This is a genomic window from Enterobacter cloacae complex sp. 382A5 (assembly GCF_050031095.1).
Taxonomy (GTDB): domain Bacteria; phylum Pseudomonadota; class Gammaproteobacteria; order Enterobacterales; family Enterobacteriaceae; genus Enterobacter; species Enterobacter cloacae.
Map to the genome: position 1 here is coordinate 3,749,563 of NZ_JBLGVK010000001.1, position 18,995 is coordinate 3,768,557.

23 protein-coding genes are annotated in these 18,995 nt (G+C 50.3%); 8 read left to right on the forward strand and 15 right to left on the reverse strand.

Annotated elements, in window-relative coordinates:
* Positions 1 to 191: 191 nt before the first annotated feature.
* Entirely contained in the window at positions 192 to 1,367 is a 1,176-nt protein-coding gene (locus ACQG2G_RS17615; RefSeq protein WP_061771863.1) for an oligogalacturonate lyase family protein, read from the forward strand.
* 107 nt (positions 1,368 to 1,474) lie between these two features.
* Here ACQG2G_RS17615 and ACQG2G_RS17620 read toward each other — a convergent pair whose 3' ends face one another.
* The 3 genes from ACQG2G_RS17620 to ACQG2G_RS17630 form a co-directional block, all read right to left on the reverse strand.
* Entirely contained in the window at positions 1,475 to 2,158 is a 684-nt protein-coding gene (locus tag ACQG2G_RS17620) for a porin (protein WP_020687115.1), read from the reverse strand.
* 243 nt (positions 2,159 to 2,401) lie between these two features.
* Positions 2,402 to 3,580, reverse strand: coding sequence for an acetyl-CoA C-acetyltransferase (locus ACQG2G_RS17625; protein ID WP_023620438.1), 1,179 nt, complete (start codon positions 3,578 to 3,580; stop codon positions 2,402 to 2,404).
* A gap of 93 nt (positions 3,581 to 3,673) precedes the next feature.
* On the reverse strand, positions 3,674 to 4,540 hold the full coding sequence (locus ACQG2G_RS17630; RefSeq protein ID WP_094084728.1) for a LysR family transcriptional regulator: 867 nt from the start codon (positions 4,538 to 4,540) through the stop codon (positions 3,674 to 3,676).
* A 105-nt stretch (positions 4,541 to 4,645) separates the two neighbouring features.
* Between ACQG2G_RS17630 and ACQG2G_RS17635 the strand changes: the two genes are divergently transcribed.
* Together ACQG2G_RS17635 and ACQG2G_RS17640 are read left to right on the forward strand one after the other, a co-directional pair.
* Positions 4,646 to 5,107 carry a multidrug/biocide efflux PACE transporter gene (locus tag ACQG2G_RS17635; RefSeq protein WP_020687112.1) on the forward strand — a complete coding sequence of 154 codons (462 nt, stop codon included), beginning with the start codon at positions 4,646 to 4,648 and terminating at the stop codon, positions 5,105 to 5,107.
* A gap of 120 nt (positions 5,108 to 5,227) precedes the next feature.
* Entirely contained in the window at positions 5,228 to 6,457 is a 1,230-nt protein-coding gene (locus tag ACQG2G_RS17640; RefSeq protein ID WP_023620440.1) for an amino acid permease, read from the forward strand.
* A gap of 39 nt (positions 6,458 to 6,496) precedes the next feature.
* Here ACQG2G_RS17640 and ACQG2G_RS17645 read toward each other — a convergent pair whose 3' ends face one another.
* On the reverse strand, positions 6,497 to 6,949 hold the full coding sequence (locus tag ACQG2G_RS17645; RefSeq protein WP_248766616.1) for an Lrp/AsnC family transcriptional regulator: 453 nt from the start codon (positions 6,947 to 6,949) through the stop codon (positions 6,497 to 6,499).
* A gap of 114 nt (positions 6,950 to 7,063) precedes the next feature.
* Between ACQG2G_RS17645 and ACQG2G_RS17650 the strand changes: the two genes are divergently transcribed.
* On the forward strand, positions 7,064 to 7,675 hold the full coding sequence (locus ACQG2G_RS17650) for a LysE family translocator (protein WP_013098584.1): 612 nt from the start codon (positions 7,064 to 7,066) through the stop codon (positions 7,673 to 7,675).
* A 27-nt stretch (positions 7,676 to 7,702) separates the two neighbouring features.
* On the opposite strand, the gene ACQG2G_RS17655 is transcribed toward ACQG2G_RS17650, so the two are convergent.
* Positions 7,703 to 7,975, reverse strand: coding sequence for a GNAT family N-acetyltransferase (locus tag ACQG2G_RS17655; RefSeq protein ID WP_013098585.1), 273 nt, complete (start codon positions 7,973 to 7,975; stop codon positions 7,703 to 7,705).
* 10 nt (positions 7,976 to 7,985) lie between these two features.
* Complete coding sequence (gene yjdI / locus ACQG2G_RS17660) at positions 7,986 to 8,216, reverse strand: 4Fe-4S mono-cluster protein YjdI (RefSeq protein ID WP_020687109.1); 231 nt, start codon at positions 8,214 to 8,216, stop codon at positions 7,986 to 7,988.
* 245 nt (positions 8,217 to 8,461) lie between these two features.
* On the opposite strand from yjdI, the gene ACQG2G_RS17665 reads away from it, so the two are divergent.
* Positions 8,462 to 8,860 carry a hypothetical protein gene (locus ACQG2G_RS17665; RefSeq protein WP_038983889.1) on the forward strand — a complete coding sequence of 133 codons (399 nt, stop codon included), beginning with the start codon at positions 8,462 to 8,464 and terminating at the stop codon, positions 8,858 to 8,860.
* Between the two features lie 58 nt (positions 8,861 to 8,918).
* Here the strand turns inward: ACQG2G_RS17665 and ACQG2G_RS17670 are convergent, their stop codons facing one another.
* Both ACQG2G_RS17670 and ACQG2G_RS17675 read right to left on the reverse strand, forming a co-directional pair.
* Complete coding sequence (locus ACQG2G_RS17670; protein WP_061772532.1) at positions 8,919 to 9,533, reverse strand: outer membrane beta-barrel protein; 615 nt, start codon at positions 9,531 to 9,533, stop codon at positions 8,919 to 8,921.
* A gap of 93 nt (positions 9,534 to 9,626) precedes the next feature.
* Positions 9,627 to 10,256, reverse strand: coding sequence for a helix-turn-helix domain-containing protein (locus ACQG2G_RS17675; protein WP_061772531.1), 630 nt, complete (start codon positions 10,254 to 10,256; stop codon positions 9,627 to 9,629).
* A 405-nt stretch (positions 10,257 to 10,661) separates the two neighbouring features.
* Between ACQG2G_RS17675 and ACQG2G_RS17680 the strand changes: the two genes are divergently transcribed.
* Both ACQG2G_RS17680 and ACQG2G_RS17685 read left to right on the forward strand, forming a co-directional pair.
* Positions 10,662 to 11,603 (forward strand): LecA/PA-IL family lectin, encoded by a 942-nt coding sequence (locus tag ACQG2G_RS17680; protein ID WP_240514609.1) that lies wholly within the window; start codon positions 10,662 to 10,664, stop codon positions 11,601 to 11,603.
* 247 nt (positions 11,604 to 11,850) lie between these two features.
* Complete coding sequence (locus ACQG2G_RS17685) at positions 11,851 to 13,047, forward strand: tyrosine-type recombinase/integrase (RefSeq protein WP_221666669.1); 1,197 nt, start codon at positions 11,851 to 11,853, stop codon at positions 13,045 to 13,047.
* Positions 13,048 to 13,073: 26 nt separating this feature from the next.
* On the opposite strand, the gene ACQG2G_RS17690 is transcribed toward ACQG2G_RS17685, so the two are convergent.
* Positions 13,074 to 13,352 carry a hypothetical protein gene (locus ACQG2G_RS17690; RefSeq protein WP_072058732.1) on the reverse strand — a complete coding sequence of 93 codons (279 nt, stop codon included), beginning with the start codon at positions 13,350 to 13,352 and terminating at the stop codon, positions 13,074 to 13,076.
* 55 nt (positions 13,353 to 13,407) lie between these two features.
* Positions 13,408 to 13,587, reverse strand: coding sequence for a DUF3606 domain-containing protein (locus tag ACQG2G_RS17695; protein WP_032968401.1), 180 nt, complete (start codon positions 13,585 to 13,587; stop codon positions 13,408 to 13,410).
* 234 nt (positions 13,588 to 13,821) lie between these two features.
* Between ACQG2G_RS17695 and ACQG2G_RS17700 the strand changes: the two genes are divergently transcribed.
* Complete coding sequence (locus ACQG2G_RS17700; RefSeq protein ID WP_000002667.1) at positions 13,822 to 14,070, forward strand: hypothetical protein; 249 nt, start codon at positions 13,822 to 13,824, stop codon at positions 14,068 to 14,070.
* A gap of 26 nt (positions 14,071 to 14,096) precedes the next feature.
* Here the strand turns inward: ACQG2G_RS17700 and ACQG2G_RS17705 are convergent, their stop codons facing one another.
* The 5 genes from ACQG2G_RS17705 to ACQG2G_RS17725 form a co-directional block, all read right to left on the reverse strand.
* Positions 14,097 to 14,309: a hypothetical protein gene (locus tag ACQG2G_RS17705; RefSeq protein WP_221666670.1), complete on the reverse strand. Its 213-nt coding sequence runs from the start codon at positions 14,307 to 14,309 to the stop codon at positions 14,097 to 14,099.
* Positions 14,310 to 14,371: 62 nt separating this feature from the next.
* Positions 14,372 to 15,388 carry a major capsid protein gene (locus ACQG2G_RS17710; RefSeq protein ID WP_182272015.1) on the reverse strand — a complete coding sequence of 339 codons (1,017 nt, stop codon included), beginning with the start codon at positions 15,386 to 15,388 and terminating at the stop codon, positions 14,372 to 14,374.
* 18 nt (positions 15,389 to 15,406) lie between these two features.
* Positions 15,407 to 15,751: a hypothetical protein gene (locus ACQG2G_RS17715; protein ID WP_182272016.1), complete on the reverse strand. Its 345-nt coding sequence runs from the start codon at positions 15,749 to 15,751 to the stop codon at positions 15,407 to 15,409.
* 603 nt (positions 15,752 to 16,354) lie between these two features.
* Positions 16,355 to 18,550 carry a tape measure protein gene (locus ACQG2G_RS17720; RefSeq protein ID WP_426769293.1) on the reverse strand — a complete coding sequence of 732 codons (2,196 nt, stop codon included), beginning with the start codon at positions 18,548 to 18,550 and terminating at the stop codon, positions 16,355 to 16,357.
* Positions 18,550 to 18,885 carry a hypothetical protein gene (locus ACQG2G_RS17725; RefSeq protein WP_221666673.1) on the reverse strand — a complete coding sequence of 112 codons (336 nt, stop codon included), beginning with the start codon at positions 18,883 to 18,885 and terminating at the stop codon, positions 18,550 to 18,552. The genes ACQG2G_RS17720 and ACQG2G_RS17725 overlap by 1 nt, the downstream gene beginning before the upstream one ends.
* Positions 18,886 to 18,995: the final 110 nt, after the last annotated feature.

Below are 18,995 nucleotides of genomic sequence, written 5' to 3' on the forward strand. Positions count from 1 at the left end.
TTAAAACATCGTTTCATTTTTTGTGATTCTTTATACCAGAAATGGTGTTCCGATCACGGAAGCGTCAGGATTCGCCGCTTCACCTCACTCAAACTGACAAACTGCGCGATAAGTCACACTAAATAAAACGGCGTTTTGATAATTTAACACCTACTTTTTAATCTTATTTTTATTGCCGAAAGGAGCGCATTATGGCTAAAGGTATGCGGGTCAAGCTGAACTACGAGATCGGCCGGGATCCGGATACAGGCGTCGAAGTCACGCGTCTGACCCCGCCTGAAGTAACCTGTCATCGCAACTACTTTTACCAGAAGTGCTTCTTTAATGACGGCAGTCATCTGCTGTTCGCCGGAGCGTTCGATGGTCACTGGAACTATTACCTGCTGGATCTGCAGAACGCCGAAGCCGTACAGCTGACAGAGGGCGCAGGCGATAACACCTTTGGCGGATTTCTCTCCCCGGACGATCGCGCCTTCTACTATGTGAAGAACGATCGCACGCTTATGGAGGTCTCTCTTGAGACACGGGCAGAGCGTGAAGTGTACCGCGTCCCGGATGACTGGGTCGGTTACGGCACCTGGGTGGCGAACAGCGACTGCACCAGCCTTGTGGGCATTGAAATTGCGAAACGCGACTGGACACCGCTGAACGACTGGCAAATTTTCCACGACTTCTTCCATAAAGGGCCACACTGCCGGCTGCTGCGCGTGGATCTGAAAACCGGCGAGAGCTCAATCATTCATGAAGAGAAGAAGTGGCTGGGGCATCCTATCTATCGTCCGTTTGATGACCATACGGTGGCGTTTTGTCACGAGGGACCACACGATCTGGTCGATGCCCGGATGTGGCTGGTCAACGAAGATGGCACCGACATACGTAAAGTCAAAACGCATGCACAAGGTGAAAGCTGTACCCACGAATTCTGGGTCCCGGATGGCTCCGCGCTGGTATACGTCTCGTATCTGAAAGGCCAGCAGGGTCGTTCCATCTGCCGCTTCGATCCACGAACCGGCGTAAATGAGACGATAATGCAGATGCCATCCTGTTCACATTTGATGAGTAATTTCGACGGCACGTTACTGGTAGGCGACGGTTCCGGCACACCGGTGGATGTGAAAGACACCCACGGTTACACCATCGATAACGATCCCTATCTCTACGCCTTTGACGTGGCCAAAAAGCGCTACTATCGCATCGCCCGTCATGACACCTCCTGGGCGACGGTAGAAAATAGCCGCCAGGTCACCCATCCGCATCCCTCCTTTACACCGGACGAGAAAGCGGTGCTATTCAGTTCCGATAAAGACGGTAAACCTGCCCTCTATATTGCGAAACTCCCCGCGCAACCGGAGATGTTGTCTGCATGATTTAAAAATGTGTTTCTGTAACTGGCCTTGCCCTCCTTACGGAGGGCTTTTTTTGCTCTGAACGTTTTGCCCGGTGACGCTGCGCTCACCGGGCCTGGAGGGAAATATCAGAAGGAATACGCCACGCCTAAACGGAAGCGGGTCTGACGTTCATCGCTCTCTTTCACACCCACGTTACCCACCTCAACATATGGCGCCCAGTTTTTATCCCATTTATACGCCAGCTTCGCGTTATATTCGGTGGAATAATCTTTATTATTATTACGGACCATCCCTTCCGTACTTTTTGCATAAACATAATTCAGTTCGGTACGCCAGTCTCCCATGACCCAGCCGACCCAGGCATCACCACGGTTAACTTTGTCATCGTCTTTATTAGAGCTCGACGGATAACGGGTATATTCATAACGGTAGCGCGCGGCCACGTAAAAGCCATTATCGAAACTGTATTGCAGGTGCAGGTTCGGTTTATAAATGGTACGGCTGTCGTTACTCTCAAGCGTGAACGCGGGAGTCAGCGCAATATTCTCTGTCGCTTTCCAGCGCCAGCTAATTTGATCTTCATGACCGTTACCCACCACATCCGCAAACGGCTGGTCGGCCTTATCACCACCCGATTTCCATTTCGCTTCTACAGAAAAACCGACGCCATTCGCAAAGCGATGCGAGACTGAAACACGGTCTGCATTTGCGCCGTTGTCGATGTATTCATGACGCAGATCGACGGTCACCGCCTGCGCGGCGAAAGAAGTACCAATAAGAGAAGCTACAACCAGAGATTTGTTAAACATGACAAAAACCCTCAATTAAAATAATGTTTCATTTTTATGAAATGGCAGTTTATTTTTTAATAAATGCTATTTTAGTGAGCAAGATCGTAATTATTTGTTTCATTTTTTTCGGTACAAATCGGCGTGATACACGTCAACAAACAAGTGGGATTTAGGCGAAATTAATGGAGGGAGATCACGTCATGCAGGAATAACGCGCATAAAAAAACCTCCCATCGGGAGGTTTTTTTATGAAGGAAGGGATTAACGTTCGATAGCCAGCGCTACTCCTTGCCCACCGCCGATACAGAGCGTGGCAATGCCTTTACGGGCGTTACGCTTTTTCATCTCGTGAACCAGCGATACCAGAATGCGGCAGCCCGAAGCACCGATGGGATGACCGAGCGCAATCGCACCGCCGTTGACATTCACCCGCAGCGGATCCCACTCCAGCATTTTGCCCACTGAGATCGCCTGCGCGGCAAAGGCCTCGTTGACTTCAATCAGATCCACATCGGAAAGCTGCCAGCCCGCGCGATCCAGGCAGCGGCGGGTCGCATACACCGGCGCGATCCCCATTAACGCCGGATCAACCCCCACGCTGGCAAACGCCTTAATCCGGGCCAGCACGGGGAGATCCAGTTCCTGCGCTTTGCTTTCGCTCATCATCATCACCGCTGCCGCACCGTCGTTAATCGAAGAGGCATTTCCCGCCGTGACCGACCCTTGCGTTTCAAAAGCAGGATTGAGCATGGCCAGCCCTTCTGCGCTGGCATCGGTTCGCGGCTGCTCATCGGTGTCGACGACAATCGTCTGACCGTTCTGGCGCTGGGTGCACACCGGGACAATTTCATCGCGAAAACGCCCGGAATCAATCGCGGCACGCGCTTTCTGCTGCGAGCTCAACGCGTAAGCATCCTGCAGCTCACGGCTTATACCGTACTCACGCGCCAGGTTTTCCGCCGTCACGCCCATATGATAATCATTAAACGCGTCCCACAGCCCGTCATGCACCAGGCTGTCGAGCAACTGGCTGTTACCCAACTGCGCGCCGGTGCGGCTGTCGGTGAGGACATGCGGCGCGCGGCTCATGTTCTCCTGCCCACCGGCAATGACCACATCCGCTTCGCCACACTGGATGGCCTGCGTGGCAAGATGCAGCGCCTTTAACCCTGAGCCACAGACGTCGTTGATGGTGATTGCCGAGACGGTGTTGGGCAGGCCGCCTTTTAGCGCCGCCTGACGGGCAGGGTTTTGCCCGGCGCCGGCCGTCAGGACCTGTCCGAGGATCACCTCATCGACTTCATGTGCCGGGATCCCGCTGCGCTCCACCAGCGCTTTCACCACCACGCTACCCAGTTCAACAGCCGAGTGACGCGCCAGCGCTCCCTGAAAACAGCCGATAGCTGTACGCAACGCACCCACTATAACGACATCTTTCATCACCACCTCTGCGTTAAAGGACATGACGATAGTAGAGGATTGTTACTGGCATTTATCTTAATTGTTTAAAAATAGTGAGTTTAATCACAAGGTTCAGCGTGCGTCCTGCAGATACTGCCGCAGCCAGCTTCCGGCGACGCCGGGAGGGGATCGTTTATTCCATAGCAAATCAATACCGATCGCGCGAGGCCAGCCAGGGACATTCAACTGCACCAGCGATTTCGCGGCGGCAAATTCTTCCACCAGCGCACACGGCAACACGCACCAGCCAAATCCCTGCACCGCCATACTCAGCAGTAACAGGTAATTCGGTGCCGACCAGACCGGCCCCCGGGCGAGCGTTGCCTCGCGCTCAAGGTAGGTGCTGAGCCGCAGTTCCCGCCAGCCGTGCAGCTCATCGGCCTGCACTTCATGTTGCCCGGCCAGAGGATGCGTGGTCGCGACATAAATCGCCATCCGGGTTTGCATCGGCAGCCGGGTGACGCCAATATCGGTCGGGTAAACGTCACGCGCCTCCGTCAGGCCAACCTGCGCCCTCTCCTTTTGCAGCAGATCGATGACGTCCTCTTCCTCGCCAATCAGGCACTCAAATTCCGTATGGGGAAAACGCTGGTCAAACTGGTTCATCAGATCTTCCAGCACGTCCGGGTTAAGCGTATCAGAGAGGACAAACGTCAGGCGCGCCTCCGTTTGCGCGGTCAACGATACCGCCAGTTCGTCCAGCCGCGTGCTGGCGGCGAGGATCGCCTGGACATAGCCCAGCACCTGCTCTCCCTGAGCGGTTAACACCGGCTGGCGCGCCGAACGGTCGAACAGATCAAAGCCGAGGTCAGCTTCAAGATTGGCAATCGAGGTGCTGATTGTTGACTGGCTTTTACGCAGCCGCCGTGCGGCAGCAGAGAAAGAGCCCGCTGCCACGGTTTCAACAAACGCGGTAAGGGCTTCAGGTGAGTAGCGCATAACCTATCTACTTTATCGATGGATACCATCTTTAATATATCACCTTTAGCGATAAAAATAGGCGCCATCAACGCCCATACCGGCGAATTAACGAGGTCGAAAGCTATGCAACATCAGGATGCACTCCAACGTAAACTGCCGGAGCGGATCTTCCACGCGGTCTGCTTTGAGGGGATTGCCACGGCGATCCTCGCCCCAACGGCAGCGTGGCTGATGCAGCGTTCCGTGGTGGAGATGGGTGGGTTGACCATTATCCTCGCCACTACGGCCATGCTCTGGAACATTATCTATAACTTCGGTTTCGACCGTTTCTGGCCTGTCCAGCGCGTAAAACGCACGGCAAAAGTCCGCGCGCTGCATGCCCTGGGGTTCGAATGTGGGTTTATCGTGATTGGCGTGTCGATTGTCGCTGCGGTTCTTGGCGTCACGCTGCTGCAGGCATTCACGCTGGAAATAGGTTTCTTCCTGTTCTTCCTGCCCTACACCATGTTCTACAACTGGGCGTATGACACGTTACGTGAGAAATTCCTGAAGCGCCGTCAGCAGCGACGCGCCCTGGCGGGCTAACTCCCCTCTGGCCGGACGACTGGTCCGGCCAAACTCCGTCGAAGCAACTGCGCTCTCAACGCATAACTATGGTAAATTGCACTCCATTCTGAATGGTTTGCTAGTTGATACGTTGCTCTAATGTCGAAAATTTGGTCAAAAGATGAGACTCTGTGGAGTTTCGCTCTCTATGGCACGGCCGTGGGCGCAGGAACGCTGTTCTTGCCCATCCAGCTGGGCTCCGCAGGCGCTATTGTCCTGTTCATTACCGCCCTTGTGGCCTACCCATTAACCTACTGGCCGCATAAAGCGCTGGCGCAATTTATCCTGTCGTCAAAAACGAAAGGCAATGAAGGGATCACCGGCGCGGTCTCCCACTACTACGGCAGGAAAATCGGGAATCTGATCACCACGCTCTATTTCATCGCCTTCTTCGTGGTGGTGCAGATTTACGCCGTGGCCATCACCAATTCATTAACCGAGCAACTGGCAAAAAGGATGACGGTGGATACCGCCACTCGCGTGTTGGTCAGTTTTGGCGTGGTACTGGTATTGAATCTTATCTTCCTGATGGGGCGACATATCACGATCAAAGTGATGGGCTTCCTGGTGTTTCCGCTGATCGCCTATTTCCTGTTTGTCTCCCTGTACCTGACCGGCAGCTGGCAACCCTCACTGCTCACCAGCCAGATGGCGTTTGATCGCCACACTTTGCATCAGGTGTGGATCTCAATCCCGGTGATGGTGTTCGCGTTTAGCCATACGCCGATTATCTCCACCTTTGCCGTCGATCGCCGCGAGAAGTTCGGTGACGCAGCCATGGACAAGTGCAAGAAAATCATGAAGGTGGCGTATCTGATCATCTGCCTGAGCGTGCTGTTCTTTGTGTTCAGCTGCCTGCTCTCGATTCCGCCGTCCTATATTGTGACCGCAAAAGAGCAAGGGGTGACGATCCTGTCAGCGCTGTCGATGATGCCCTCTTCTCCGGCCTGGCTCGGCATTTCCGGCATTATTGTTGCGATTATTGCCATGTCGAAATCGTTCCTGGGCACCTATTTTGGGGTGATTGAAGGGGCGACGGAAATCGTGAAGTCGTCGCTGAATCAGGTCGGCGTGAAGAAGAGCCGCGCCTTTAACCGTGCGATTTCTATTCTGGGCGTGTCGCTGATCACCTTTGCGGTCTGCTGCATTAACCCGAACGCCATTTCGATGATTTACGCCATCAGCGGTCCGCTTATCGCCATGATCCTGTTTATCATGCCGACGCTGTCGACGTACCTGATCCCCGCCCTTAAGCCGTATCGCTCCATTGGCAGCCTGCTCACGCTCATTGTTGGCGTGCTGTGCGTGTCGGTGATGTTTGTCGGCTAACCCTCGCGTGCCCGGCCTTCTGCCGGGCGCGTCTGATTTTTACAGTGGAAACGGTCTGTCCTGCACGACCGTTTTCATCACCAGCGTAGAGCGAAGATGCTGTACGCCTGGCATGGCAGAAAGTTTCTCGTCATACAGTTTCTGAAAAGCCGACAGATCGCGGGTGACAACATGCATCAGGTAGTCGGGATCGCCAAATAATCGTTGGGCCAGCACGATTTGCGGGATCTCTTCCACCGCCTCTTCGAACGCGCTGACCGCTTTCTTATCACCCTCTTTCAGGGTGGCAAACACAATCGCCAGGAAATTAAACCCCATTTTGGCGGGATCGAGATTGGCGCGATACCCCGTAATGGCTCCGTTCTGCTCCAGCGCACGTACGCGTCGGTGACACGGAGAGAGGCTCAGGTTCACCCGCTCCGCCAGCTCCGTAAGAGATAAACGGCCATCAGCCTGCAGTTCAGCAAGAATTTTTCGATCAATGCTATCCATATGGAAGATTTTCTTAATTTTAGCGTTTTATGAGCATAACATTGAAAACTCATTTCGTACCGATACCGATATTCTTTCTCTCCGGGTAATTCAGGTACAGGAGTTTCACAGACGATGGAAATGAGTATTGTGGCCGGTTTTTGGGTGGTGTCCTTCCTGCTCATCATGACACCGGGTGCAGACTGGGCCTATGCGATCAGCGCCGGGATCAACGGGCGGCGCGTAGTGCCGGCGGTGATGGGACTGATGTCCGGGCATCTGCTCGCCACGCTGGTCGTAGTGGCGGGCGTGGGTGTGTTGATGGCTCAACATCCACTGGCATTATCAGGGCTGACAATTGCGGGGGCGGTTTATCTGCTGTGGCTCGGCATCACGCTGTTACGCCATCCTGCCGCGCCGGAAAGCACCGTACAGCATGCAGGAAACTGGAAACAGTGGGCGGTGAAGGGATTATGTATCAGCGGGCTCAACCCAAAAGTCTTCTTACTGTTTCTGGCGTTGCTTCCGCAGTTTACCGATCCAAAGGGAAGCTGGTCGATTGCCACGCAGATGTCAGCCTTGGGTGTGATGCATCTTATCACCTGCACACTGGTCTATTTGCTGGTGGGATATGGTTCGAAAGCGGTGCTGGCGACCCGTCCGCAGGCGGCACGTGCGGTGAGCATGGCCTCAGGGGGGATTATGGTGGCGATCGCGCTGGGATTGCTGCTGGAGCAGGTGAGATAAAAAAACACCGGCCATCGCCGGTGTGTTTTACGCCCGAATATCGTCATATTCCCGCGTGTTATCAAACTCATGCTTTGCAAACGGGCACAGCGGGATAATTTTGCGATTCTCACCGCGCATTTTCTCCACCACCTTCGCCACCAGCTGCTTACCAACCCCTTGCCCCTTCAGGCTCGGATCGACATCGGTGTGCTCAATAATACTCAGATGCTCACCTGTGGGCACGAAGACAATCTCTGCAACCTGATTGCCGTTCGCATCGTTCACATAAAACTTGTTATGGCCTTCCAGAATATCCATGGTTCCTCGCTTATTTTTGGCGATACTGCAGCGCACCGCTCGGGCAGGTATCAATCACGCGTACAACGGTTTCCACGTCCACTTCATCAGGAATGATCCACGGTTTACGTTTCAGATTAAACAGCTTTGCGCTGCCGCGCACGCAGTTACCGGAGTGTTTGCAGATCCCGGTATTGAAGTAGACGTCAATTTTCTCCCCGGTATAGGCCCGGTAACCCGCTTCCAGTAGCTCTTTATCCATGACATTGCCTCTGTAATTATTATCGTGCTGAATGAAGCATAGCCTTACGGGATCCTGATGGCTATAACGTATAGCGTTTTCTTGCCGGATTGTTTCCCCCGCGTGCATGACTGACGCAGACGGGGTGGCTGCGTCAGCCTGGCTGATTATTCCCGCCGGGATATTTAAAATTAAACAAGTTTAATCTGAAGATGTATCGGTTGTTTACGATAATGTCCGCTCTGCTTATTTAACACGAGTCCCCCATGAAGAAACGGTCATTATTACTGACTCTGCTCAGCCTCAGTTTATTAACCGCCTGCAGCGCGTCTGCGCCTGATAAGGTTGAACAAATCCATCATCTGCAGATCCCATTAGTTTTGCCAGGAGAAAAACCGCCAGAAATTCCAGCATCGCGTATCGCTGCGCTGTATCAGGAAAATAAAGTTCAGATTGACCGTTTAACTGCGCAGTTGAAATCAGATTATTTACAACAGACTACCGCGAAAGATATTTTTACCGAAGATAGCCCTGTTCAGCCGGTCTTCGCCTCGCTGACTAAACTTGAGCAGCTGGAAATGGTTAATCAGCAGTACCTGAAAGATAAAAACGTCACGGGACTGCAAAAGATTAACATTGTCCTTCAACCTTTAGTCACCGGTTAAATGCCAAAAGCCCAACTGCTGAACAGTCGGGCTTTTGTAACGGAAAGGATGGCAAGGATTAATCGTGCTGTCCAAATCGCCATGTCAGTCCAGCAGTCACAGAGCTTACGTCGCTGCTGACGCCAATCTGGTTGGCATTACCCACGTTGCTTACCCATTGATATTCCAGACGGCCCGCTAAATTTTTGTTAAACGCATACTCCGTCCCGACTGCGGCAAGCGGGCGAACGCCTGTTTCAAAACGATTGTGACCACTTACATCAGATTCAGCACGATAGGCCATCGCCCCAGCACGACCATAGATATCCCAGCTGTCGGTCACGGCATAGCTGGCTTTTAAGGACATCTGCAGCCCCTGGCTTTTCATTTGTGCCCCCGCGCTATGTTTGCCTTTAATCTGCATATTGCCTAAATAATCGTAACCGCCTTCCAGTGCAAGCCACGGAGTCATCTGATAACCCGCGTATACCCCACCACCGACATTATCATGATCAATATTATACTGGTTCGAGCCATTATTATTATCGCTCGCTTTCGATCCGGTGCTGGCGTCAAAATAGTGTGACCAGCCGAATTTAGCACCGCTATACCAGGTGCCTGTATCTGCCGCTGCAAATGCAGCCGTTGCGGTAAAAGCGTTAGCCAGAATTAATGCAACAAGTGTCTTTTTCATAGAAATCCCGTTTACTCTGTTGAATATTTCAGTGAGCAAACGATATCGACAAACACGACAATCGCGAAATCATTTTCTGTTTATTTTTAAATTTTAAAATGACTCTGGCAAATGCCCTACCTCCAGTAAATATCCGCCACGTTTGAACGCGATATATTTACCTTGCTTAAGTGCAGATAATACATTGAGAATACTGCTGCGGGAAAGCAGCGTACGATCCTGAATATATTCCAGAATAGTTGTTCGCATCCGCACCTCATCGGGCAGTAATATCATCTCCTGCAGATAGCTGCGAATCACGGAATAGGTGCGCTGCTGCACAACCTGGGCATCACGATAAATGAGATAGGCCGTATGGTACGACAGCAAGGCTGCCACATCCTCCCAGACGCCCTGTTCACGAAATCGCACGGCGGCTTCATCTGCATCAGCACGCAAAATCAGAGACTCCTGTTCTGCGCGTAGTATATGTCCTTGCGTCGGCTGGATCATCTCGGCAATGCCGAACAGATGAGGCTCAAAAACGCTAACTAACAGCAACCCGTCAGATGCCCGCAGCAAAGAAAGCTCTCCTTCCTGAAAAAGATACATTTGCTGGCGGCCTTTATGTTTCCAGGTAATCCGCTTACGCGGCGCGAGCTTCACTTTTTCCGCAATGGGTTCAAGTACCGCCGTCAGACGTTCAATGGAGTGTTCAGGGCGAACAGGAGGCAATATATGCATGACACCACCTTTGGGTATTCGATAATGGCCAGTATAGACCACAGCGGCCATCACTCAGACTGGTATGAGGGAATGAAGGTATATCAGAGGGTATGGCATACGTAAAAAGATAATTTGTTTATTTTTGAACTTTACCCGCATGACACGTGATAAGTATGCCCGATTTCCTGAAGTGCTTACATGATTATCAACGTAAATAATGGGGAGAATAAACGATTAAAAAAACCCTGCACCCACTCTCTTATTACTTAAGATTATTCCTAATTCAGCGATAATTATTTTATTATTTTTAATTGATTACAAAATCGCAACCCTTAATAAAGCTTTTAGCGTTTTGAATTGTATATACCACCTGACTATTCTCATTCCTGCCGATAACAACCGGGTAATGATGATGAGAAGTTCGTGCTTCTCAGAATTTTATTTATTCAAATTATCAGGCGGTTAGCAGAACTGAGTGACTTAAATCACGCATTTCGTAAGGACTATCTTTCAATGGCGAAATTCTTCGCCACGCTGTCACAGGAGTCAGACATGAGCGAAAATTTAATCTGGTCAGGAAAAGTTGACGCAAAAAATGCCGAAGGGACAAATACAGGAATTGCCCTCAAAGCGGGAGAGATAATTACTATTCTGGCCAGTGGTTGGGCCAGGAATGGAAGTGAAAATTTTGCGCTTACCGCACCACAGGGGCGTATTCCCCGAGAGGGTGAAACGCTAACGTTACGCAATCCTTCGCTTCAGGCACGCCTTGGTAACGAAAATTATCCGGTTGGTAATCATAAATACCGCTGGTCGGTTCCAGCTGAAGGGACGTTGACGCTGTTTTTTGCCGATGGCAAAGACCAGTACAAAGACAACGCCGGTGAATTCAGCGTTGAAGTGTATCGCGAGGCGGATATTTCCGCCGCGGCGGCAGCTCCGTTTGAAGATTTAACCAACTTTGAGCGCGATAACTGGAATAACTGGCAGGCCGGACCTGCCGGGCACGATCTTTACCTGGTTGACGCCAGCACCCGCGCCGTCGAGTTTATTACCAGACCTAATAAAAACCATGCCGGTGAGATCCTCAAAAAGACGCTGACAGGTCTGACTGCCGGGCATGAATATACCTGGACGGTGAAAATTGCGCGCATCATAGGAAAATATGAAGCGCCAAAGGTTTCGCTGCGTGCTGATGGCAAAGACATTTCCACCCCCCTGGAACTGAAGCAGGCGAATGAATGGGTAACCCTGAGTGGAAAATTCAAAGCCACCGGCAGTCAGGCTGAACTCGCGGTAGTCAGCCATGTTTCAGCCAGTATGGGAAATGATTTCCGCATCAAGGAACTGAAAATAAAGGGTTAACGTCAAAAAAGTCGGACTGCTATTTAGCGAGAATGCTGGATGGCAGTGCGATGTTCAAAATTGCTTACAGTAAGTAAATCAGCCAGAAAGCTTTAAACAGAGTCGCTTAGGATTTAGTCTTTAAGAAAGGTCTGGAGCGGGCGAAGGGAATCGAACCCTCGTATAGAGCTTGGGAAGCTCTCGTTACTCCATCCCGACATTGTACATATGGCTGTACCTGATGGCGTGATTTTAGAGGATCAAAATCATGTCTATCAAGAACAATCAGTATCTTTTTCAAAGTCATTCGGGCGTATGGATCTTTCAAGTCTTTGTACCTGCGTACATGCGTCATCTGTTCGACAATAAACGAGCCTGGCGAAAATCCACAGGGACAAAGGACATACTTAAGGCTCGACACTTCAGAAATCACATGTTGATTGAGTTCAACAACCTGAAAGCCCTGTTGAACCCTGACCGCGATGACATTCGCATTCAGAATGCGATCAGCACTCTCCATACTACAATCAAACAGGCCAAGAGTGCGCCTGTAGCAATCTCCCCTATCCCAACGTTGGCAGTTATCCGTGATGAATACATGACGGTCTACAGCGAGCGCCGGGCATTCTCCACACTCAGCAAATCAGCCCGAGCGGTGGAAGTGTTTCTCCAGAGTATTGGTAAAGTTGATATTAGTCTGAACAAGATAGGACGCAGAACCGTTACTGATTTCATTGAAGGCCAACAGAAAAAAGCAGCACCGCAGACCGTGCAAAACTGGCTAACCTCTTTGGGGAGTCTGTACGAGTTCGCCAAACGTCGATATGACGCAATCCCGGACAGTAACCCGTTTCACGGTCACAACCTTGAAGCGCGGCGCACAATTGAAAGCTATCAGCCGTTTGAGCCTGAACAATTGCAAACCCTTGTCAGAGAAGCCGATGACGTTCTACGCGATGTAATATTGATTGGGCTGTACTCAGGCATGAGGTTAGACGAAATCGCCAGCATTAAGCGGGAGGAGATTGTGATGATGGAGGGTGTAAGGTGTTTCTTCGTCAGCAAATCTAAAACTGTCGCCGGAGTGCGATATGTTCCGATCCATTCGCTACTAATGGGGATTGTTGATAAGCATCTGGCAAATAACAGCGGTGAATATCTTCTGGCTCAGTCTAATAACATCATCCGGAAGGATGGCAAACGCGGTCCGTGGTACAGCCAAAAATTTACCCGGCTGCGTGATAGCGTCTTGCCTACAGCTACAGATAGGCAATGCTTCCACAGCTTGCGCGGGATGTTCATCACATGCTTAGACAGAGCAGGCGTACCAGAACAGCGCATAGGTGCTATCACCGGGCATACTGAACAGAAGGCCAAAACTGAAGCATTCAGGACATATAGCAAGGGCGCAGGTATGAGAGAGTTAGCCAAATATATTGAGTGTGTGTATTATCATGCTCTATAGATTAAAGGGGGGCTGCCCCCCTTATATTATTGTGGCCATTCAGCTTGAATACGAGCAGAAACTTCATCAGGAAGATTATACCAATAAGCATTATTATTTGTTGCATCCACAACAATTAATCTATCATCATTATCCATTGCAGCCTTAACTATCTTCGCTGCATTTTCAGCAGAATAGCCACTATTGACATACCAGTTAGATTCTGTCGCCTTTGCCCAGTTACCCAGCGTTTTAATGGCAGCATGAACAGCCGTGTAATCCTTATCTTTTATAAGATCATAGGTAATAAATAAGTTATTAGCCATTAACTTTCTCCCAAAGGACAATAAAAAATAAAGCGCCCCGTAAGGCGCTCATATTTCAATGGTCTTTAAGCCAAGCCTGCACTTTTTTAGCCGAATGACCTACGGCTTGAACAGCTTGAATAAGTTTAGCCTCACTAACGCCGAACTTTTTAGCCCAATCACGTCTTTCGTAATCCTGTTTGATACTTATTAAATCATTGTCAGGTGTACCAATTTTGGTCTTATCATCAGCCATTTTACTGATTCCTCGTGATACAGGCTTATACCTGCACACTACTTATATGACTCCTCTGCCGCTTCGTAAACGGTCAGTTATCAAACAATTGACACTGGTCATAAAACCAGTAAATAATTTTTTCCGAGCTTGCTAACTTTGCCGCTTCGCTTCTATCATAACCACTACATATTGTGTTTATTAATATAAGAAATACAATATATCCAAACATCCATCCTGTGAATAGGTGTTGAAATGGCGAACAATGATAAGCAATCCTCGAAAGATGTAGCACATCTGGCAGCAGAGACTCTAAACAACCCAAACGCCTCTGCGATTCAGAAAAGTTTAGCGGGTTCGGTGCTATCACAAGCAGGAACAAAAAATCAGACTGGCGCAAACATGGAAGCCAAAGCATCCGCAGCACTGAAAAACCCACGCTCAAGCGAGGTTACTAAAACCTTAGCTGGTTCGGTTGTTTCCCAATCGAATAAAAAGCGCTAAAAAAAAAGCCGGGATTAACCCGGCTCTCATGTTTTCAGTTTTCGTTGTCGCTGTTCGCTCAAGTAGTACTTGATAGCGCTGTCGAATCCATGCGTATGGATGCGGTCAAGAAGGCTGGAACGACTACACTCAAGCCTGCGTGCTAACGCTGACATGTTGATGATCGCATCATCGCCTTTACCGTCCAGAATCCACTGCATCAGCGGCATGTTGCCAGTACCGATCAAAGCTAATTTCATATGTATCTCCTCTTCTTTGCCTCGCCAGCAGCGGGGGCAATGCGCCCCCAAAATCCGCTGTCTTACGCTGCGTCGTCCATAGTGACCTTCAGAACGAAGTCCGGACGCATTGGGATCTGAATCTGTGATAACTCACTGACCACCTCATAGTTCATGAACTTATCACGCAGAACGTAATGGTAAGACGGATAAACCGGACCATTAGCAACTTCAGCATGACGGCTCGCCGGAGTCTGATAAGTCATATAAGGTGAAAGGTCGCCTTCAACAACATTGGAGAACGTCGCCAGCATGTAGCCTTCACCATCTGCAATGCTGTATAGCGGATCGTCAACCTGCACTACAGTTACGCGCCCAATGTTGTATCGATCATATGCGCCCAAAGTGTCAGGGAAAATGATGTCACGGGACGTAGCACCAAACAGAGCCGCCTGATATGCGGTTGGGTTGCCTTGAATGGCGGTGAAAAGACTCGGACTCGCCAGCAGATAAACCTGCTTGATGCTGGAAGACCAGCCACCCAGATTTTTCTTCAGTAGCGTGACAGCATTCTGCATCTCAGTAATGACGTTGGCACTGATGCCAGTTTTCACCACAGCAGACGGCTGGTTAATACCCCAGAACTGGTCCCAGTGAATGGTTGGGCCTTCGCGTAAATGCGTTGCTTCAGTCACGTTATGCAAAAGACTCTGCGCCATCTGGAATTCTACGTCACGGCGGGTTTGCAGGTAGTGCTTCAGGGTATGACTAGCAACTACATCTTCAGCGGTCATCTGGCGATTTGTTCCCGGCTGACGTTTCCCCTGCCAATCCTGGCTAGTGATGGTTGAGCTGTAGACATGCAGTGGAGCCTGAACGGTCACGTTAGCCGCTTTAGGGAAGTTTAGACCCGACATTTCAGAACCATAACGGGCAACTGATTTAGTCACTTCACGCTGCACATCTTCCAGTGTGTCGAGCGCGATGATTTGTGTGTCACTTGGACGGCTGGTAAAGATCCCCAGGCTGGACAGAAGGAACCCCTCGCCGCTTGGCTTCACGAACTGACCGGAAAGGTTAGTAAAATCACTTAATTTCATATTGTTATCTCTCCTTGATTAGATTGCGGTGTTTGCATCAGCAATGCGGTTGCCTTGCTTAACAAGGGCGGCGTAAGCAGCATCTTTTGCAGCCCCCGCCACAACCAGACCAGATGGATTGAACACACAGCCACGGTCTGAAATGACCAGGCTACGGGCATCACCTGCAATTTGGTTTTGCAGAGCTACAGCACAGTTATCAGCATCGGCTGCAACGTATGCCGCGCCAGTGGTCGGGTTAATCACATCACCACAAGTCACATCAGCAGCCAGATCAAGGATCACGGTGCGCTTATGAAAGATCGGTGAATCGGTATAAACCAATACATCTTGTGGGGTTTTGCTTTCGTATTCGAATGCCATATTTTGTATCTCCATACAGTTTTTATAATCCGGCGAATATGCCGGGTTGAGTTGAAAAAATACCGTCCATCGGACGGCATTCTTCTATTCGTGTTCCAACAGAAAAAGACCAAGGCGAGAATATCCCGCCTGGTGTAGGTCAGTAGTTTTCTGATGGAGAGATTTGGAAAGCATGAGTGTGGTTCACGCTTAAAAAATGAAGGAGCACGACAGCGGGAGACCTCATATCTTCGTTGCCGCACTCAATGCCAGTTTGCATCATGGCTGATGACCGGAGGAGAGCCGGATTTAATGGCAAATCCAGACCAGAGGCCCAGACTTTGTACGCCCTAAGGCGAATCTTTTGTGATGTACCGCCCGTTGGCAAACGTCCAGTGAGAGTCTGGAAGCGACACATCACAAAAGAGGCTCCACGGTGTCACAGAGCCTGCTTTATATTTCGGAATGACAATGGCTGTTGTAATTCAACTTGTATATTATTTTAACACGAATGATTATCATTTACAACAAATTTCACGAGAGATCTTTGATTTGTCGCTAAATTTGATACATGCGCATTGCGGTATTGAGATAGGGGCGACGAATTCGCCGCCAGTATATTAATTAGCCAGAAATACCCAAAATGAGATTGGTATTTTTCCTATCCTGCTCTTGTACTTCGGCCTTAATTGCATCGCTGAATTTGCTATCGTCAATGCTGAGTTTAACTTCGTTGGTCACAGTCAGATCGGCCTTACCTTCAATACTGAATGGCTTGCCAAGGTTCATACCATAAGCAAGATTATCAATGCCCGGTAGTTGTGCCATGCCTGCGGTAGCTGGTTGAATTCCAGGTAAGGTATTCATCCCCGCAAATGCATTGGTGAAACCTTGAGCATGATCAGCAAAGAAGTTTTTGATGTCAGTCCAAAGGGTAGGCCTGTCGTTGTTGGCCTGCACCTTCTTCATGAAGGCATCAGGATCAGCCTGAATCTCGCTAAGACGATTATTGAGACTTACACCAGCCATGATCGCAGGAAGACCGATAGAGAAGCCCCCACCTTTACCGCCTTTAGCTGGTTTGCCGTCTTTCCCTGGTTTGGTGTTGTCGGTTCCTGGGGTGGCAATGCCACCAAGAGCACCGATTCCGGCAAGAGTACCAAGCAGACCTTTCAACGGATTCGCGAAGCTGACAAGCCACCTCAACGCACCAGCTAACTTGAAGATCGCCCCAGTGAAGATCGCAATTCCTGCCGCATATGCTGCTGTATTGCCGAATCCCTCGAATGTCTTGGACAATTGAGGAGCATACTTCTTGATCAGCGCTTCAATGAGAATGAAGCTGTTATAGACCGTGTAACCAGCATCAGTGAAACCTTTAATCACGTTGCCTGCAATGGCTCCCAGCGTCTTAAATGCATCCTGGTTGCTGTCAATTGCATCTGTCAGACCGTTAAACGTATCGGTAAGCTGACTGCCGAAGCCCGATTCAAAGAAATTCTTCTGTGCAAGCTGCATCGTTGTGCGCAAGCGCATCATAGCAACACGGTTAGATTTCAGTGACTTCTCGAAAGCTCCGCCCTTCTGTGCTGCCGCTTTGAACTCGTCACCAACAAGGGGAAGGATATCCTTCGCCAGCAGTTCACCGTTTTTCATCATTGCCATGAGGTCTTTTTCGGTAAGGTCTGTCCGGCCTTTTAGCTTATTCAATGCCTTGACGAAGATTCCGACTGCGTTTGGTAAAGCGTCACCAAGCTGCCCCTTAAGCTCTTCGGCCTGCACCGTGCCTTTAGCATACATTTGGTTAAGGGCAAGTAGAGCGCGGCTCTGTTCTTCGCCTGTGGCCCCTAACACCGTTCCGTACTGGCTGACACCTTCAAACAGATTCTTGATCTGGCTGTCGGTCGCCTTGCCAGCGGCTGACGCATAAAATTTAACGTAGTCTTTCGATGTCTGTTGCAGGTCAAGACCAAGGGAAAGAGCCTGCTTCTGTAAGTAGGCCATTTGGTCAGATGCTTTTTGACTATCACCAGTAACCGCCTGTAAACCAGAAATCATTGATTCGAAGTCTTGCCCGGTCTGCATGATGGTTTTGCCGATCCCAATGGTCGCCGCGATGGTGATTGCTGTGCCTGCATGATCAAGGAGACTGGTATCAAGGCCCGTCACTTTAGCCTTAACGGGAATGGTCATCGGCTTTTTAACTAAACCGCCCTGCTGCCTTAATCCCTGCTGGAGCTTGCTTACACGGGCGTTGTACTCACCCAGCGCCATTGAGCCAGCATGATATTGTTTTGTGAGCTGGCTGAAGTCACTGATCGCCTGTGCTCGCTGACGTGGGGTCAGGTTGTAGCTATTGCTCGCAGTGCTGAAACGAATACCTTTAGCGCGGATCTGCTGAGTGCGTTTCTCTAGGTCGGCCTGTTCACGCTGTGCTCTGATTGCCTCACTGAGACCACGGACACTTTTAGGAGCCAGACCGCCCGCCGCTGGGTTACGTGCTGCAATCGCAGCCATACGTTGGGCGTGACGCTGTTCGTTGGTCGCCATACGTGCATTTATAGCACTTTGTTTATGAGCTTCAGCGCTTAATCGCTGATTGAGCTTCAATCTCTGTGTTTCTGCTCGCGCCTGCTGTAGCTGGGTCTTGCCGTTGGCTTGTTGTAGCTTTCGTGTCGCCTGATCGAAAGATTTTCCCGCTGACTCCGCATATTTTTTCAGGCTCTTGATTTTGTTGCGGGCGCGGTTGAAGGAGTTTTGATCGACCAGCCAGGAGACTGTATTAACCAGGCTGGTAACAATCTTATTTGTGCCAGACATCACACCCCCTGATTGATAACGTAGCCCAGACGCTCAAGCGCGGCGCGTTGTTCAGGTGTTAGCTCATCAAGGCTTGCCTTCATCATGAGGCTGACCGGACGCAGATTAGCGCTATAACCTTGGGCCTGGTGGCAGAGTGCGATACCCTTCTCTTTAAGGGTCTTGCCAGCTTTCGGGGCTGATTTGCTGGCTGTTGCAGTCGAAGCGGTCAGATATCCCTCGATAGCATCAGCCAATACCTGATCGGCGCTTTTATTCAGATCTCCGCTCTCCGGTTCGGCAGCGGCCTGCATTGCGGCGAGAATATCGGCGCGGATGTCGTTTACGTTTTTCATTTTTATGTTTCCTGTAGAGGTCCAGGCCGTCACGCAGCCATAGAAAACCGGCTACCGATAACGGCAGGTAAGATAAATATTCAAGTAAGGTCATAGTCCCCGGCAGGGGT